We start from the raw sequence: 16758 nt of genomic DNA on the forward strand, positions 1-16758 counted from the left end.
CTGCAAGGGGTTGCTGAAATTGCGGGAGCGATACCGGTAGTACCGGAAAAATGTCAGCCGGATCGTCCGGCGCGACGCGTACCGAGTGTCGTCACGCCCTCCGGCGGAAGTCCCGCGGCGATGGCGAGGACACCCGCGAACGCATCGCCGTGCGCCGTGAGGACGTCCTCGGTGGGCGTCCAGGACGCCCGCAGCTCGAGATCGGTGGCGTGACTCGGGCCACTGATGTCGCCGAAGCGCACCGAGGCCGTCTGGGTCACGGTGCCGCCCAGCGCGGTCCAGGCCGCCCCGGAGTCCTCGAGGGCGCCCGTGAGCCAGGACCACGCCACCTCGGGCAGCATCGGGTCGCCGGCGTGCTCGGGGTCGAGCTCGGCGCGCACGAAGGTCACCACGCGCAGCGTGCCGTCCCAGGCGTCCTGGCCCTCGGGGTCGTGCAGGAGCACGAGGCGCCCGGTGACGACGACCTCGGCGTCGCCCACCTCGCCCACGCCCGGCGCGGGCGGGCCCGCGAGGACCTCGGCGCTCCAGGCCGCCGAGTACGGCGCCAGGCGCTGCGGGGGCCGCATCGTCCGCAGCTCGATCTCGGGACGCGTCCGGAGATCGGCGAGGGACTCCACCGCGCGCCGGAACGTCTCGGGGTGGGTGGTGGGCGCCGTCACCTCGACGACAGTAGGCCGAACGGGTTCTTTCCGGCACCTCCCACGCCGACGGGCCCCGTGCGTCCCTCGTCCACCACCCGACCCGCTCGTCCCACCGGCGCGGGAGCGAGGGCGTCCCTCGCTGCCTCCGGCGCAGCCGGGGCGTCCCTCGCTCCCGACGGCGGAGGGCGCCGTGGGCGTGGGACGATGAGGCCACTATGAGCAGCGGGATCGCGGGCACGGCCACCGCAGGCGGCACGCAGGGCGCAGCGGCGCGACGCCACCTGCCCGACGCCCCGTTCCTCGCGGCCACCCGGCGCGAGCGCCCGTCGCGGCGCCCCGTGTGGTTCATGCGCCAGGCGGGCCGCTCGCTGCCCGAGTACCGCGAGCTCCGCAAGGGCACCGGGATGCTCGAGGCCTGCCTGACCCCCGACCTCGCGTGCGAGATCACGCTGCAGCCCGTCCGCCGCTACGGCGTCGACGCCGCGATCCTCTTCTCCGACATCGTCGTGCCGCTCAAGGCCGCCGGGGTCGGGGTGGACATCGTCGCGGGCACCGGGCCGGTCCTGGAGCAGCCGGTGCGCACGGGCGCCGACGTCGCCGCCCTGCCGGTCCTGGACGCCGAGGGCGTCGCGCCGGTGGCCGACGCGGTGCGGCTGCTCGTCCGAGAGCTCGGCGACACGCCGCTCATCGGGTTCGCGGGCGCGCCCTTCACCCTCGCGTCGTACCTCGTGGAGGGCGGCCCGAGCCGCAACCACGAGCGCACGAAGGCACTGATGCACGCCGAGCCGGACACCTGGCACGCGCTGTGCTCCAGCCTCGCCGACACGACGCTGACGTTCCTGCGCGCCCAGGTCGACGCCGGCGTCGACGCCGTGCAGCTCTTCGACTCCTGGGCCGGCGCGCTCTCGGAGCGCGACTACCGCGAGCTGGTGCTCCCGCACTCCACCCGCGTGCTGCAGGGGCTGGCCGACACCGGCCTGCCGCGCATCCACTTCGGGGTCGGCACCGGCGAGCTGCTGGGCGCCATGGGCGAGGCGGGCGCCGACGTCGTCGGGGTCGACTGGCGGCTGCCGCTGGACGTCGCCGCCGCCCGCGTGGGGCCGGGCCGGGCGCTGCAGGGCAACCTCGACCCGGCGCTGCTGTTCGCCGGCCGGGACGTCGTCGACCGCGAGGTCCGCCGCATCCTCGCCGAGGGCGCCGCCGCCGAGGGCCACGTGTTCAACCTCGGCCACGGGGTGCTCCCCGAGACCGATCCGGACGTGCTCGCGCGGGTCGTCGACCTGGTGCACGAGACACCCGTGCCAGCCACACCCGCGCCAGCCACACCCATGCCGTGAGCCGCGTCCTCGTCGTCGGCGGCGGGGTCTCGGGCCTGGCCGCGGCGCACCGCCTGCGCACCCTCCTCGGCGCCGAGGCGGACATCGTCGTCGTCGAGGCCGCGCGCTCGCTGGGCGGCAAGCTCACGGCCCTGGAGATCGGCGGCCGTCGCGTCGACGCGGGCGCCGAGGCCTTCCTGGCGCGGCGTCCCGAGGCGGCGGCGCGGATCGCCGAGCTGGGCCTCGACGACCAGCTCGTGCACCCGGGGCCCGCGGCGTCCGCGCTGCGCGTCGGCGGCCGCACCGTCGGGCTCCCGCCGCGCACGGTCATGGGCGTGCCCGGGGACCCGGAGGTCGCCGCCGGCGCGCTGTCGCCCGAGGGGCTCGCCGCGCTGCGCGCCGACCGTCCCGGCGCGTGGGAGCCGGGCGGCGACGTCGCCGTCGGCGCGCTGGTGCGGGCGCGGCTCGGGGACGAGGTGGCCGACCGTCTCGTGGACCCGCTGCTCGGCGGCGTCTACGCGGGGCGCGCCGACGCGCTCGGGGTGCGCGCGACGGTGCCGGCGCTGGCCGCCGCGCTCGACGCCGACCCCCGCTCGCTGCTCGCCGCCGCGCGCTCGTGCCTGCCCGCGCCCCCGATCGAGGGCGCGCCACCCCTCCCGGTCTTCGGCACCCTCCGCGGCGGCCTCGCCGACCTCCCCGCCACCCTCGCCCTCGCCGCGCGCGCCGAGCTGCGCCTGGGGCGCACGGTCACGGCGCTGGCCCGGACCGCGACGGGCTGGCGCGCCGAGCTCGGCGAGGACGGGCCCCCGATCGACGCCGACGCCGTGGTGCTCGCCGTGCCGGCCCCGGCCGTGCGCCGCCTGCTCGCCGACCACGCCCCGGCCGCCGCACGCGCGGCCGGCGAGATCGAGGTCGGGTCATCGGCGCTCGTGCTGCTCGCCCTGCCCGCGGCGGCCGCGGCCCCGCTCGCCGGACGCTCCGGGGTCCTCGTCGGGGCCGGGGAGCGCCGGCCCGACGGCCTGCCCTGGACGATCAAGGCGGCCACGTTCAGCGCGCAGAAGTGGCCGCACCTCGCACCCGGCGAGGACCCCGACGACACCTCCGTGCTGCGGCTGTCGATCGGACGGCACGGCGACGCGGCCTCGGCGTCCGCGCTGCGCCGCGACGACGACGACCTGGTGAGCGCCGCCCGCAGCGACCTCGGCGCGCTCACCGGCATCGAGGAGGTGCCGGTCGAGTCCGCGGTCGTGCGCTGGCCGGGCGGCCTGCCCCAGTACGGCGTCGGGCACGTCGAGCGGGTCGCGACGCTCGAGGACGGCGTGGCCGCGCTGCCGGGGCTCGCGATCGCGGGCGCGGCCCTGCACGGCGTCGGGGTGCCGGCGTGCCTCGCCACCGCCGACGCCGCGGCCCGGCGGGTCGCGGCACACCTGGCCGCCACGGTCGCCCGCGGGTAGGTCGCCCGCGAGCAGGTCGCCCGGGCCACACTGCGCCCATGGACGATCTCGCCGGTGCCCTCGGGGCCCGGGACGACGGCACCCTCGACGACGAGGAGCGGACGACCTTCATCGTCGACACGCTCGCGGAGGCGTTCTCCGACCTCATGGCGGCCTCGCCGGCGGCGTTCCGCAACAAGTTCCGCAAGATGGCGGCCGAGCCGTTCGCCTTCTACCGGGGCAGCGCCTGCCTGTACTACGCCGACGTCGCCCGGCTCGAGGACCGGTGGGTCGACGAGCGCACCCGTCGCGTCTGGATCCAGGGTGACCTGCACGCCGAGAACTTCGGCACCTACCTCGACGGCGACGGCGTCCTGGTGTTCGACGTCAACGACTTCGACGAGGCCTACGTCGCGCCCTGGACCTGGGATCTGCGCCGGCTCGTGGCCAGCGTCGCGCTCCTGGGCTGGTCCAAGGCGTTCTCCGACGCCGACATCGACGCGCTGAACACCGCCTACCTGCGGGCCTACCTGGAGGCGGTGCGGTCCTTCTCCGGCGGCTCGAGTGAGCGCGAGTTCGCGCTGACGCGCCGCAACACCGACGGCCCGATCCACGCGGCGCTGCAGCACGCGCGGGAGAGCAGCCGCCGCGGACTGCTGGACGCGGTCACCGAGATCGAGGGCGAGGACCGGATCTTCCGCGACGGTCCGGGCGTGCGGCGTCTCGAGGACGGCGAGCGCGACGAGGTCCTCGCCGCCTACGCCGACTACCTGAAGACCATCCCGCCCGCCAAGCGGTGGGCGGACACGGCCTACGTCGTCCACGACGTCGTCGGGCGCAGCGGCTTCGGGATCGGCAGCGCCGGGCTCCCGGCCTACAACGTCCTCATCGAGGGGCCGAACGAGGCGCTCGACTACGACATCGTCCTGTCGATGAAGCAGGCGGTGCGGGCGGCGCCGAGCCGGGTGGTCGACGACGAGGAGGTCGCGTCCTGGTTCCGGCACCACGGGCACCGGACGTCGCTGTCCCGCCGGGCACTGCAGGCCCACGCCGACCGCCTGCTCGGTTGGACCGAGCTGGACGGGGTCGGCTACGTCGTCGCCGAGCTCTCGCCCTACGAGGACGACCTCGACTGGGACGACCTCACCGAGCCCCGCGAGCTGCGCGGCGTCCTGCACCACCTCGGCCACGCCACCGCGCGGGCGCACTGCGTCTCGGACACCGACGCCGAGCAGGGGCTCGTGGAGGGCCAGGTCGAGGACGCGATCCTCGCCGTCGTGGGCGGGGAGGACGACGCGTTCGTCGCCGACCTCGTCGCGTTCGGCCGCGACTACGCCGCCGTCGTGCGCGAGGACCACCGCCGCTTCGTCGAGGCGTTCCGCGAGGACCGTGTGCCCGGCGTCTCCAGCGCGGAGGAGTCGCTGTAGGGGGTGGCACGATGGAGGGCGTGGCACGGCTGAACTACGACGAGCTGAACTCGACCGTCCGGTACGCCATGTGGTCGGTGTTCCGCACCGACCCGGCGCGCCTGCCCGAGGACCGCGCGGCCCTCGGCGAGGAGCTCGCGGGCGTGCTCGAGCAGCAGGAGGGCAAGGGCGTCGCCGTGCGCGGCGTCTACGACCTCGCGGGCATGCGCGCCGACGCCGACTGGATGGTCTGGACGCACGCCCCCGAGATCGAGTCGCTGCAGGCCGCCTACTCCGCGCTGCGGCGCACCGCGCTGGGTCGCGCGTCGACCCCGGTCTGGTCGTCGACGGCGCTGCACCGTCCGGCGGAGTTCAACAAGAGCCACCTCCCGGCGTTCATCGCGGGGGAGGAGCCCAAGGGCTACCTCTGCCTCTACCCGTTCGTCCGCTCGCTGGACTGGTACCTGCTCCCCGACGAGGAGCGTCGCCAGATGCTCGCCGACCACGGCAAGGCCGCCCGCGGCTACGCCGATGTCCGCGCGAACACCGTGCCCGCGTTCGCCCTCGGTGACTACGAGTGGATCCTCGCGTTCGAGTCCGACCAGCTCGACCGCATCGTCGACCTCATGCGCGACCTGCGGGCCACCGAGGCCCGGCGTCACGTGCGCGAGGAGGTCCCGTTCTTCACCGGTCCGCGGGTCTCCCCGGAGCAGTTGGTCACGTCCCTGCCGTGACGTGAGCCCCGATCGCACCGAGCCGGGCAGCCCGTCCGACTCGTCGGGAATGCCGCACGGCGATCACACTCTGTCCTCACGCACCGCAACGTGTCATATTCTCCACGTGGCGACGGTGGGCTTCCTCCATGTGGCGGCCGCGCACGTCCACGCCGCACGGCGCCTCCTGGCCGAGCACGCGCCCGGCGTCGTCGACGTCCACCTGGTCGACCGCCACCTGCTCGATCCCACGATCGACCCGTGCAAGCGGATCGCCGCACGGGTCGGCGAGCTCGTCGGGCGCGACGTCGACGCCGTGGTGTGCACCTGGCCCGCCCTGCTCGGCGACGTGGCCCGCGCGGCGCGCGACCGCGGCATCGCCGCGATCGGCGTCGAGGAGTTCGCGGGGGTGACCGGCGGGGCCGGCATCCCGGGCGGGATGCCCGCCCTCACTCGATGAGGTGCCAGGTGATCAGGTCGTGGATCTCCGCGGCCTGCTGCTCGCCCCGGCACGTCACCTCGTAGAAGGTCCGGCCGATCTGGATCGCGACCGTCCGCGAGAAGATGTTCTCGTCCTCGTTCGACACGTAGGCCACGGTCGTGATGCGGCTGTACGGCGCTGTGATGAGCGCCGCGCGGCCGCCGGGGAACGCGGTGTCGAGCAGGATGACCCGGCGGTTGGTGATCCCGCACAGCGCGATGCCGGCGCTCTCACTGGCGTAGACGCCGTCGATGTGCTCCTCGGGCATCAGGCTGTCGCGGATGACGTCGTACTGGACCGTCTCGTCGAAGCGTGGCAACCGCGCCGAGAGGGGATGCGGCCGGCGCGGGTGGTCGGGCGAGGAGCCCGGACGAACGGGGCGGGTCATCGACGGCAATGGTCCTCTCCTGGACGCGGAGGCGGTGTGCCGTCTCCCGACGCTAATCGCCGGGAGCGGCCACACCGTGGCGCGGGTGGTGTCAGCCACCGACAACACGACGGAATGCGTCGTTACGGGGGCGTCGCCTGGTCCGGTCGGACCAGCCGTCAGCGGTACTCCAGCAGCAGGTGCTGTCCCCACCGTGCCATCGACAGCGGCCGGACGGCGTCCTGGTGCTCGTCCACCCATTCCCACACCGCCCGCAGCTCGGCGTCGTGGTCGAAGAGGTCGTCGAAGTAGACCAGCGTGCCGGGGCGGAGGTGGGCCTCCAGCCAGTCGAGCACCTCGCGGCTGCTCGAGTACAGGTCGCAGTCGACGTTGACCACCAGCTCGTCGTGCGGGGGCAGCGTGCGGCCCGGGAGGGTCTCGGAGAACCAGCCCGGCACGACCTCGACCCGCGGGTCGGGGATCTCGGGCACGCGCCCCGTGGCGAAGCTCCCCGCCGGGGCGTCGGCGTGCCAGTCGTGCGGGAGACCGTCGAAGCTGTCGAACCCGACGAAGCGGGCCCCGGGCGCGTCGACGTGCTCGCTCCACCACTGCAGCGTGCGGCCCTCGTGGACCCCGAACTCCAGGTACAGCGGCCGCGGGGAGCGCAGACGCCCGACGATCTCGGCGAACACGTCGAACCGGTCGCCACGGTTGGGGACGTGGACCTCGAGCTCCCGCATCCAGCTGCCCTGCTCGAGGGCGCCGAGCGCGGTCCGCAGCCCGGCGAGGTGCCGCGGGGTGAGCCGGCGGCCGGCGCTGACGAGCAGGCGGCGGGGCTGGACCGGGGCCAGGTGGCGGGCGAGGGCCCGCAGGACGCGGCGGGGGCGGTCACGCGTGGTCAGAGCAACGGACATCGGGAGACGACCGTAACGTGCCCGCCGACCCGATCGGGTCAGGCCTTCGACCCAGGCTCCCGACTCAGCTCTTCGACTCAGCCCTTCGACTCCAGCGGCTCGAGGCGCAGGCTCACCGAGTTCATGCAGTAGCGCTGGTCGGTGGGGGTGCCGTAGCCCTCGCCGCTGAACACGTGGCCCAGGTGCGAGTGGCAGGTCGCGCACAGGACCTCGACGCGGGTCATGCCCATCGCGCGGTCCTCGCGCAGGATCACGTTGTCGTCCGCGGAGGGGGCGTAGAACGACGGCCACCCGCAGTGGGAGGCGAACTTGGTCTCGGAGCGGAAGAGCTCGGCCCCGCACGCCCGGCACGAGTAGACGCCCTCGGTGAAGACCTCGTCGTACTCGCCGGTGAAGGGCCGCTCGGTGCCGGCCTGACGCAGCACCGCGTACTCCTCCGGGCTGAGCTGCTCGCGCCACTCGGCGTCCGACTTGCTGACCTTAGGGGTGCCGATCGATGCGTCACTGCTCATGGGACCAGGCTAGGCGCTCGCGGCGGGGTCTGCCGCCGAGTCGGGACAGCGCCAGGACTACGTGCTGAGGACGACCTCGAGGGCCTCGAAGATGACGTAGCCGGTGCCCAGCAGGACGAGGGTGACCAGGACCACGGCGGCCAGTCGGCGGGCGCCGTCCGCCCGGTTGGCCGACTCGGCGAAGTCGCGCACCCCGGCCAGCTGGCCCTCGACGGTGAACGTCGACGGGCTGGCCTTCTCCATGCGGTCGAGGTGCGCGGCGAAGGCGCGAGCCTCGGGATCGTCGGGGTCCAGTCCGATCAGATCGTCGGCGAACCGGCCGGGCGGACCGGCCGTCTCACCGGCGCCGCGACCCCGGAAACGATCTCCGGAGGGACCTTCGGACAGGCTCACCTGGCCACGGTACCCCCCGACCGGGCCGATCAGGCCTACCCTGTCAGGCATGACCACGGACACCTCGGCGTGCACGACGCTCGACGCGCAGCTGTGCTTCGCGTTGCACGACGCCTCGCGTGCGATCTCGGCGTCCTACCGCAAGGGCCTCGCACCACTCGGTCTGACCTACAGCCAGTACGTCGTCCTGCTCGTGCTCTGGGAGCACGGGCCGGTGACGATGGGCAGGCTCTGCCGCGAGCTGCACCTCGACAGTGGCACGCTCTCGCCGCTGCTGCAGCGCCTCGAGGAGCGCGGGCGTGTCGTGCGCCGCCGCCGCCCCGAGGACGAGCGCACCGTCGAGGTCTCCTGCACCCCGGACGGTCAGGCCCTCCGCGAGCCGGTGATGGCCGTCCAGCGGCGCGTGCAGGCCGAGACCGGGCTGCCGATCGAGGACCTCATCCGGCTGCGCGGGGAGCTGCAGGTGCTGGCCGACCGGCTGCGCACCGCCGACGAGAGCGGCGTGACCGGCGGGGAGTAGTCCCCTAACCTTCCGCGGGTGGCGAAGTCCCCGGCGGAGGAGATCGACGTCGACGGCATCGCCGTGCGCGTCAGCAACCCCGACAAGATCTACTTCCCGGACCGGGGCATCACCAAGCGCCAGGTCGTGGAGCACTACGTCGCGGTCCGCGAGCCGCTGCTCGCCGTGCTCTACGAGCGGCCCACCCACCTGAAGCGCTTCGTCGACGGCGTGACCGGCGAGTTCTTCTACCAGAAGCGCGTGCCCAAGGGCGCCCCGCCGTGGCTCGAGACGGTGGAGGTGCGCTTCCCCAGCGGGCGGCCCGCCGAGGAGATCTGCCCGACGGTCACCGCCGCGCCCGTGTGGGCGGCCAACCTCGGCACCTTCGACTTCCACCCCTGGCCGGTGCGCCGCGGCCGGGTCGACGAGCCCGACGAGCTGCGCATCGACCTCGACCCCCAGCCCGGCACCGACTTCGCCGACGCGGTGCGCGTCGCCGGGGTGCTGCGCGAGGTGCTCGACGACGCCAGCCTGCGGGGCCACCCGAAGACCTCGGGCGGGCGCGGCATCCACGTGATGGTCCCGGTGCGCCCCGAGTGGGACTTCGTCGGCGTCCGGCGCGCGGTCATCGCCCTGGCCCGCGAGGTGTGCCGGCGCATCCCCACCGAGGCCACCGTGGACTGGTGGAAGGAGGAGCGCGGCGAACGCGTCTTCCTCGACTACAACCAGGCCGCCCGCGACCGCACGATCGCCTCGGCGTGGTCGGTGCGCGGCACCCCCCGGGCGACGGTGTCGATGCCGCTGCGCTGGGACGACCTCGCCGACGTCGACCCCGACGACTTCGACGTCCTCACCGCCGCCGGCGTGCTCGCCGAGCGCGGTGACGCCCACGCCGGGATGCACGACGACCCGCGGGGACTCGAGACCGCGCTCGAGTGGGTCGAGCGCGACCAGCGCGACCACGACCTCGGCGACCTGCCCTACCCGCCGGAGTACCCCAAGATGCCCGGCGAGCCGAAGCGGGTGCAGCCCAGCAAGGCCCGCGCCGACACGACGGGGAAGACGGTCACCTGAGCACCCGCGCCGAGGTTCTCTCGGCCCGCCTGGCCGCGCAGCACCTCGACCGTCGGCTGCCCGCGTCCGCGTGCGGCCGGGCGGCCCGGTGCGGGCTCCAGGACGGCGCGCCCCGGTCGGCGGTCCTGTCGCTGTACGCGCGGGTCGCCGGCACGACGGCGGACGCGTGGGAGGACCCCGGCTTCGTGCAGGTGTGGGGTCCGCGCGGCGCGGTGTGGGTCGTGCCCGCGGCGGACGTCGCGGTGTTCACCCTCGGGCTGCTGCCTCGCGACGAGGCTCTCCGGGAGGCCGCCGAGCAGGACGCGGACGTCCTCGCCGCCGCGCTCGGCGCCGACCGGGTCCGCAAGCGCGAGGCACTCGACGCGGTCGGTGGCCGGCTCGACCGGCTCCTGCGGGCCGCCCCGACGGGCCGCGTGCGGATCCGGTGGGACGGCCGGGACACCCTGGTGTGGACCGTGCCGCCGCCGTCCGTCGACCCCGACGCGGCGCGCGCCGAGCTGCTCCGCCGCTTCCTCGCCGTGCTCGGGCCCTCGACCGCCCCGGGCTTCGCGACCTGGGCGGGCCTGACCCCGGCCGACGCGCGGGCGACCTGGGAGCTGGTGGCCGAGCCGCCGGCGCGGCCCCCCGCGCCGCACGACGCCCCGGCCCGCGGCGTGCGCCTGCTGCCGCCGGGTGATCTCTTCCTGCAGGCCCCGGACCGCGACCTGCTCGTGCCCGACGCCGCCCGGCGCGCGGCCGTGTGGCCGCGGGGCACGCCGCAGCCCGGGGCGTTGCTGGTCGACGGGGAGCTCGCCGGCACCTGGCGGCGCCGTGGCCACCGCATCGAGGTCGCGGCGTTCGACCCCCCGTCGCGGGAGATCCGGCGGGCGGCCGAGGAGGAGGCCGCCGGGTTCCCCCTCGACCCGGCCCGACCGATCGAGGTGCGCTGGACGCGCCCCCGATCGCGGTGACCCTCCGTCACCAGGGACCGTGTCCCCGGGACACGGTCGGGCCGCCCGCTACTGTGCCAAGGGCCCGCACGGGCGTGCCGCGGCGGTGAGGGAGCGATGCTGGAGGTCGGGGTCCCCGTTCGGGCACGCGACGTGGCCGCGGCGACGGGCCTGGCGCTGATCCTCGCCGTGGTCTCGTGGCACACCGCGACGAACCTGGGCGGGACGGCCGGCGGCGTGGTGTACGCCGTCGCGTGCGCCGTCGTCATCGTCGCGGCCCTGCCCCTCGCGACGCGGGCCGTCGCCCGGGCCCCCGCATGGGTGCTGCCGAGCCTGGTGGCGGTCGTCGTCGCCGTCCTCGTCGCGCTCTTCGTCCTCGGTTTCCCCGTGGCGTACGGGCACGCCATGGGGGTGGGCAGCGACCGGTCCGACGCCCTCGACGTCGCGCTGGCCCGGCTCGCCGACGGCCGGTACCCCTACGAGGGCGTGACCTACCTCGGCAACCCGATCACCCCGCTCCCCGGCGCGCTGCTCATGGCCGCCCCGTTCGCGTGGCTCACCGGCGACGCGGCGTGGCAGAACGTCGCCGGGCTGCTGCTCCTGCTGCCGCTGCTGAACGGCGGGTCGTGGCGCCGCACCGGGCCGACCCTGCTGTGGGCGTGCGTCGCCCTCGGCGGGCTGGAGGTGGTGCGGGAGTTCGTCGTCGGCGACGACCTCGTGACCGGCGCGGTCCCCGCGGTCGCGGCCGCCGCGTGGACCCTCGCCCTCGCCCGGCGCGCGTCGGTCGGCGCGCTCGTGGCGGCCGGGACGGCGCTGGGCATCGCGACCTGCACCCGCCCGCACCTGGCCCTGGTCGTGATGGTGGTGGCCGCGGCGGTCGGGGCGCTCGCGGGGTGGCGGCGGGCCGTGCTGGTGGGCGCGACGGCGAGCACCGTGTGGGCGCTGCTGATCGTCCCGTTCCTGCTCGGCGGGTCGGCGCGGTTCTCGCCGTGGCACGTCGCGGCGAAGGTCACCGGGGACCGTGGGCTCACGGCCGGGATCGTCGTCGTCGGGCTGGTGGCGGCGGCCCTGCTGCTCGCCGCGCTCCTGGTGGTCCGGCCGTCGACGCCGAGCGCCGTGGGCTGGTTCTGTGCCGCGGTCCTGTTCGCCCCGTCGGTGTTGTCGCTGGTTCGGCGGCTGGCGGGCGGACCGGCGGGGGAGCTCGACCTGACCCTGGGCGCCGCGGCGGTGCCCTTCGCCCTGTGGGCGGTGTGCGCCCGCCGCACGGCCCCGGACGCCGCGCCGGACCCGCCGGCGGTCCGGCCCCTCGTCGGGGCGTCGTGACGCCCAGCGTGATGAGGCCCAGCGTCAAGGGGCACGGGCTCGTGGGCCACGGGACGCGCCGGATCGCGCTCGCCCTCGGCGCGGGCGTCGCCGCGGCGTCGCTGGTCGTCCTGACCCTCGGGCTCCCGACGGGCCGGACCTTCGGGGTGGAGGACAACGGCGACGGCTTCCGGCTCTTCTGCGGCCTCGGGATGGTCCCCCGCACCGTGGACCGGATCGCGGCCTGGAAGGGCGGTGTCGTCACGGACTTCGCCGTGGTGGCGAGCCCGACGTGCGGCATGTCGACGCCGTCGTCGGCCGCGCTCGTGCTCCGGGCCGCGATGCTCGGCGGCGACGGCTCGGTGGCGCTCGCGACCGTGGCCTGGTGGTACGCGGTGCTCGTCGGGCTGGTCGTGGCGTCGGCGGCCTGGGCGGCCTCGGCGTCGGGTCTCGGGCGTGCCGCCGTGCTGCTCGTCCCGGTGGCCCCGCTCGCCCTTCCGGCGTTCACGCGGTTCTTCGTCTCCACCTACGGCGAGCCCGCCGGGCTGCTCGGCGCCCTCGCGGTGGCCTGCGGGGTCGCCGCGCTGCTGGTGACGCGCCCCGGGCAGCGGGCGGCCCGCACCGTCGCGCTGACCCTGACCGCCCTCGGCGGGGCGGTCGCCGCCACCGCGAAGGTGGGCTACCTCCCGGTGCTCCTCGCCGCGGTCGTCGCGTGCGCGGTGGTGACCGTGGGCCACCGGCGGCGGCTCGGACCCGTGATCGCCCTGGCCACGGTCCTCGCGGTCGCCGTGCCGATCGGCGCCGCCGTGCAGTTCCAGGACCAGGTCTACGGCGGCGCGAACGTCCACGACGTGGTCTTCACGCTCGCGCTGCCCGAGCTCGGTCCCGACGGCCCCGGCGCGCTCGGCCTGCCACCGGAGGCCGCGGACGTCGCCGGCGACGGGTTCTTCAACGGCCCGCCGCTCCCGACGGCGGACTGGTGGGTCCGGGCGATCGGCGAGGACGCCGACGCCACCCGCGCCGCCGCCCACGGTGCGCTGATCCGGCATCCGGGCGCGTTGCTGCGGGGCCTCGGGGTCGGGCTGCAGGCCACGACCCGCGCGGACCTGCCCTACCTCGCCGCGGGCCCCGGCGACCCCGCCCGGCCCACCGGCCTCGGCGGGGACGCCGGCTGGTCCGGGTCGCGGGGGCCGGCCCTCCGCGCGGTCCTCGACGAGACCCCGTGGCCGGCGTGGCTCCCGACGGCGCTGGTGCTGCTCGCCGTCGCCGCGGCCGGCACGTCGGTCCTCTGGCGACACCGGGAACCCGCGGCCGCGCGCTGGTGCCTCGCCGCCGGCCTCGCCGCGGTCACCGCGCTGGGCCTCGTCGCGGCGGCGGTGCTGGGGGACGGGTACTTCGAGGTGTTCAAGCACGTCTGGCTCGCGTCCTACCTGCTCGTCCTGAGCGGGCTGGGCCTGCTCGGGGCCGGGGGCGCCGTGGTGTGCCGCGCGCTGGCCGTCCGCTACGCGCGTCGGCCGGGGTCGCCGCTCTGATCTGCAAGGGTCCGTGTGTGTGCGGCCCCGCACCCGGGACGTCGATGAGGAGCACCAGATGGACGACATCGACCGGTACCTCCCGCCCTGGACCGCCGACCTCGCCCGCGCCCGGCGCCAGACCATCGGCACCCTGCTGGCGCGGACCGCGCTGAAGTACGGGGCGAAGCTCGCGGTGGTGCACCGCGACACCCGCCGGACCTTCGCCGAGCTCGACGCCGACGCCAACCGCGTCGCGAACGCCCTCGCCGAGCGCGGGGTCGTGCGGAACCAGCGCGTGGCGATCTACTCGCACAACTCCTACGCCTTTGTCGTCGCCTACTTCGCGCTCGCGCGGCTGGGCGCGATCTCGGTGCCGGTGAACTTCAACTTCGTCGCCTCCGAGGTCCGCTACGTGCTGGAGGACAGCGGGTCGACGGCGGCGATCGTCGAGGACGCGCTGGTCGACACGCTCGGGGCGGCCCACGTGGCCCTGTCCCTCGGGGTGGTGATCGGGCACCGGCCGGGCTGGACGTCGTTCGACCGGCTCCTCGAGCACGCCGACGCCACCCCGCCGGACGTCGAGATCGGCGACGACGATCCGGTGCAGCTGCTCTACACGAGCGGCACCACGTCGGCCCCCAAGGGCGCGATCATGACCAACCGCAACCTCATCGCCCAGTACGTCAGCGACATCGTCGACGGCGAGTACCACCGCGACGACGTCGAGCTGCACGCGCTGCCGCTCTACCACTGCGCGGCCCTGCACGACTTCCTCACGCCCGACGTCTACCTCGGCGCCACCAGCGTCATCGTGGACGCGGCCGACCCGGAGCTGATCCTGCGCACGGTCGAGGCCGAGGGGATCACGAAGATGTTCTGCCCGCCGACCGTGTGGATCCGGCTGCTGCGCTCGCCGTCGTTCGACGGGCACGACCTGTCGTCGCTGCGCAAGGGCTACTACGGCGCGGCGATCATGCCGGTGGCCGTCCTCGAGGAGCTGGGCCGGCGCCTGCCCGGCGTCCGCCTCTTCAACTACTACGGCCAGACCGAGCTCGCCCCCAACGCCACGGTCCTGTTCCCCGAGGAGCAGATCGCGAAGGCGGGCACCGCGGGGCGGCCCAGCCTGAACGTGGAGACCCGGTTGCACGACGAGGACGACCGGCCGGTGCCGGTGGGGCAGGTCGGCGAGATCGTGCACCGCACGCCGCACGTGATGCGCGGGTACTGGGGCAAGCCGGACGCGACGGCCGAGGTCTTCCGCCACGGCTGGTTCCACAGCGGCGACCTCGGGGTGATGGACGCCGACGGCTACCTCACGATCGTCGACCGCAAGAAGGACATCATCATCACCGGCGGGGAGAACGTCGCGAGCCGCGAGGTCGAGGACGCGATCTACTCCCACCCCGCCGTCAGCGAGGTCGCCGTGTTCGGCGTGACGCACCCCGAGTGGATCGAGGCGGTCGCCGCCGCGGTGGTGCTGCGCGACGGGGAGAGCGCCACCGGCACCGGCATCGTCGCCCACGCCCGGGAACGGCTCGCCGGCTTCAAGGCGCCCAAGTACGTCGTGCTCGTCGACGAGCTGCCGAAGAACCCCAGCGGCAAGATCCTCAAACGCGAGCTGCGGGACACCTACGCGGGGCTCGCGGACGCCGAAGAGCCGTCGTCACGTGGAGAGGGTCACGTGTAGTACGGCTTGTGCGGGATCGCCGCGTCGTTGGTCTGCTGCTCGAAGTCGACCCAGATCGCCCCGTCCTCGATCTTGCACGCGTAGGTCGGGATCGGGTCCACGGCCGGGACGCCCGTGGGGATGCCCGTGTGCAGGTCGAAGCGGGAGTTGTGCGCCGGGCAGATGAGGGAGTCGTCCTCCTGCAGGTAGCCCTCGTTGAGTGGCTGCTGCTGGTGGGTGCAGGTGTTGTGCACGGCCACCGCCTCGTCCTCGTAGAGCCGGACGACGCAGATGGGCTGCCCGCCCATCTGGACGACCATCATGTCGCCCTCGTCGAGCTGGTCGTCGTCCGCCACTGCTTCCCAGGCCATGGTGGTGGTTCCTCTCGGTTCGCGGGTCGGACTCAGGTCGCCGGACGACGGGACCGCGGCGCCGGGGCGGAGCCGCGGACCTCGATCCAGCCCTTGCGCACGCGCGCGGGCAGGACGGGCTGGGGGTGGTGGGCCGGTCCGCGCACGATGCGTCCGTCGCGGAGGTCGAACACCGAGAAGTGCAGCGGGCAGGTGACGGTGCAGTCGTCGGTCTCGCCGCGGTGCAGCAGCGCGCCGGCGTGGCTGCACACGTCGTCGATCGCGTGCACCTCGCCGTCGCGCCGCGCGAGGAGCACGTGCCGGCCCTCGACCTCGACGCCGGTCACGCCGTCGAGGGGCAGGTCCTCCTCGGCGACCGCCCGGACCCAGCGGGTCGGTCCGGTGGTCGTGGCCACGCGGTTGACCATCACGGCCCGGCCCTGAACGAGGTGGCCCCCGATGTAGGCGGCCACCACCGTGACGCCGAGGCTCGCGGCGCCGAGGGCACGGCCGGTCGGCCGGTGACCGGAGAGCCGGGCGGCGAGCGACGCGCCCTGCAGGCTGACGCCCGCCACGTTGAGGAGGCCGTGGAACAGCCCGACGCGGCGGTCCTCGCCGTCGCTGACGCTCCAGTCGACCCACCCGGTGGCGGCGGTGGCGGCGGCCGCGGCGAGCCCGGCGGCGCTGAGCGTCGACGACGGGTCGAGCCGGCGACCACGGGGCGCCACGTCCTGCCCGGCCGAGTCGAGCAGCACGGAGGCGGACCAGAACCCGATCGGGAGGTCGCTGAGCGCGGGGTGCAGCGAGTGCCCCAGCCAGCGCCCGCCGTGCATCAGCTCGAGGACGGGGTTGCTGCGGAAGCGGTCGTAGACGGGGTCGACGACGGCGGTGGCGCGGTCGTTGGCCTTCTGCAGCCACGGCCACCGGGTGATCTCGGCCAGGGCGCGCTGGTGCCACGCCGTCGCCGCACCGGAATCCGCCATCCATCGCTCCCGGTGCTCGATGTCGATCTCGCGGTCGCGGACGATCGTCGCACCTCGGTGTGATCCACACCATAGGACCCGGTGTCAGAGGATCTTCTCCCCGAAGAACACCGCGATGTGGTTGCCGTTGTACGCCGGGACGGCGCGGTACCCGGTGTCGGCGAAGAGCGCGCGGCTGTGCCGTTGCTCCGCGCCGGCGTCGAGCCGCACGCGGGCGTAGCCGAGCTCCCGCGCCGCGTCCTCCAGCGCCGCCAGGAGCGCCCGG

18 protein-coding genes and 1 pseudogene are annotated in these 16758 nt (G+C 75.0%); 11 read left to right on the top strand and 8 right to left on the bottom strand.

Features of this window, described 5'->3' with window-relative positions; translation table 11 throughout:
- Window positions 1-53 precede the first annotated feature (53 nt).
- Entirely contained in the window at window positions 54-659 is a 606-nt protein-coding gene (locus PH191_RS05790; protein WP_274193626.1) for a DUF3000 domain-containing protein, read from the bottom strand.
- A 197-nt stretch (window positions 660-856) separates the two neighbouring features.
- On the opposite strand from PH191_RS05790, the gene hemE reads away from it, so the two are divergent.
- The 5 genes from hemE (at window position 857) to PH191_RS05815 (ending at window position 5969) form a co-directional block, all read left to right on the top strand.
- Complete coding sequence (hemE, locus tag PH191_RS05795) at window positions 857-1978, top strand: uroporphyrinogen decarboxylase (RefSeq protein ID WP_274193627.1); 1122 nt, start codon at window positions 857-859, stop codon at window positions 1976-1978.
- Window positions 1975-3411, top strand: a complete 1437-nt coding sequence (gene hemG / locus PH191_RS05800; protein ID WP_274193628.1) for a protoporphyrinogen oxidase — start codon at window positions 1975-1977, stop codon at window positions 3409-3411. Before hemE ends, hemG begins: the two co-directional genes overlap by 4 nt.
- A 38-nt stretch (window positions 3412-3449) precedes the next feature.
- Window positions 3450-4817, top strand: coding sequence for a DUF2252 domain-containing protein (locus tag PH191_RS05805; protein ID WP_274193629.1), 1368 nt, complete (start codon window positions 3450-3452; stop codon window positions 4815-4817).
- Between the two features lie 20 nt (window positions 4818-4837).
- On the top strand, window positions 4838-5530 hold the full coding sequence (gene hemQ / locus PH191_RS05810; RefSeq protein ID WP_274189292.1) for a hydrogen peroxide-dependent heme synthase: 693 nt from the start codon (window positions 4838-4840) through the stop codon (window positions 5528-5530).
- 106 nt (window positions 5531-5636) lie between these two features.
- Window positions 5637-5969, top strand: coding sequence for a hypothetical protein (locus PH191_RS05815; RefSeq protein ID WP_274193630.1), 333 nt, complete (start codon window positions 5637-5639; stop codon window positions 5967-5969).
- Here the strand turns inward: PH191_RS05815 and PH191_RS05820 are convergent.
- From PH191_RS05820 to PH191_RS05835, 4 genes are all read right to left on the bottom strand, one after another.
- The gene (locus tag PH191_RS05820; protein ID WP_274193631.1) at window positions 5959-6378 is read right to left on the bottom strand and encodes a PH domain-containing protein; all 420 of its coding nucleotides are present in this window, start codon (window positions 6376-6378) and stop codon (window positions 5959-5961) included. The genes PH191_RS05815 and PH191_RS05820 overlap by 11 nt on opposite strands.
- Before the next feature lie 158 nt (window positions 6379-6536).
- Window positions 6537-7271 (bottom strand): class I SAM-dependent methyltransferase, encoded by a 735-nt coding sequence (locus PH191_RS05825; RefSeq protein WP_274193632.1) that lies wholly within the window; start codon window positions 7269-7271, stop codon window positions 6537-6539.
- Window positions 7272-7348: 77 nt separating this feature from the next.
- Window positions 7349-7783: a peptide-methionine (R)-S-oxide reductase MsrB gene (gene msrB / locus PH191_RS05830; protein WP_274193633.1), complete on the bottom strand. Its 435-nt coding sequence runs from the start codon at window positions 7781-7783 to the stop codon at window positions 7349-7351.
- 57 nt (window positions 7784-7840) lie between these two features.
- The gene (locus tag PH191_RS05835) at window positions 7841-8086 is read right to left on the bottom strand and encodes a hypothetical protein (RefSeq protein ID WP_274193704.1); all 246 of its coding nucleotides are present in this window, start codon (window positions 8084-8086) and stop codon (window positions 7841-7843) included.
- A gap of 139 nt (window positions 8087-8225) precedes the next feature.
- On the opposite strand from PH191_RS05835, the gene PH191_RS05840 reads away from it, so the two are divergent.
- The 6 genes from PH191_RS05840 (at window position 8226) to PH191_RS05865 (ending at window position 15181) form a co-directional block, all read left to right on the top strand.
- Window positions 8226-8696, top strand: a complete 471-nt coding sequence (locus tag PH191_RS05840; protein ID WP_274193634.1) for a MarR family winged helix-turn-helix transcriptional regulator — start codon at window positions 8226-8228, stop codon at window positions 8694-8696.
- 18 nt (window positions 8697-8714) lie between these two features.
- Entirely contained in the window at window positions 8715-9749 is a 1035-nt protein-coding gene (ligD, locus tag PH191_RS05845) for a non-homologous end-joining DNA ligase (protein ID WP_274193635.1), read from the top strand.
- A gap of 56 nt (window positions 9750-9805) precedes the next feature.
- On the top strand, window positions 9806-10699 hold the full coding sequence (locus PH191_RS05850) for a DNA glycosylase AlkZ-like family protein (RefSeq protein WP_274193705.1): 894 nt from the start codon (window positions 9806-9808) through the stop codon (window positions 10697-10699).
- Window positions 10700-10795: 96 nt separating this feature from the next.
- Entirely contained in the window at window positions 10796-12001 is a 1206-nt protein-coding gene (locus PH191_RS05855; RefSeq protein ID WP_274193636.1) for a hypothetical protein, read from the top strand.
- 11 nt (window positions 12002-12012) lie between these two features.
- Complete coding sequence (gene wsfD, locus PH191_RS05860; RefSeq protein WP_476293462.1) at window positions 12013-13512, top strand: glycan biosynthesis hexose transferase WsfD; 1500 nt, start codon at window positions 12013-12015, stop codon at window positions 13510-13512.
- 58 nt (window positions 13513-13570) lie between these two features.
- Window positions 13571-15181, top strand: coding sequence for a fatty acyl-CoA synthetase (locus PH191_RS05865; protein ID WP_274193638.1), 1611 nt, complete (start codon window positions 13571-13573; stop codon window positions 15179-15181).
- Here PH191_RS05865 and PH191_RS05870 read toward each other — a convergent pair.
- The 3 genes and pseudogenes from PH191_RS05870 to PH191_RS05880 all read right to left on the bottom strand — a co-directional run.
- Window positions 15172-15531, bottom strand: coding sequence for a Rieske (2Fe-2S) protein (locus PH191_RS05870; RefSeq protein ID WP_274193639.1), 360 nt, complete (start codon window positions 15529-15531; stop codon window positions 15172-15174). The two genes, PH191_RS05865 and PH191_RS05870, sit on opposite strands and share 10 nt — an antisense overlap.
- 32 nt (window positions 15532-15563) lie before the next feature.
- Complete coding sequence (locus tag PH191_RS05875) at window positions 15564-16493, bottom strand: Rieske (2Fe-2S) protein (RefSeq protein WP_274193640.1); 930 nt, start codon at window positions 16491-16493, stop codon at window positions 15564-15566.
- Window positions 16494-16577: 84 nt separating this feature from the next.
- Window positions 16578-16758 (bottom strand): annotated as a pseudogene (locus tag PH191_RS05880) (GNAT family N-acetyltransferase); the annotation flags it as partial.

Origin of the sequence: Actinomycetospora callitridis (assembly GCF_028737265.1) — a bacterium.
Classification (GTDB): Bacteria; Actinomycetota; Actinomycetes; order Mycobacteriales; family Pseudonocardiaceae; genus Actinomycetospora; species Actinomycetospora callitridis.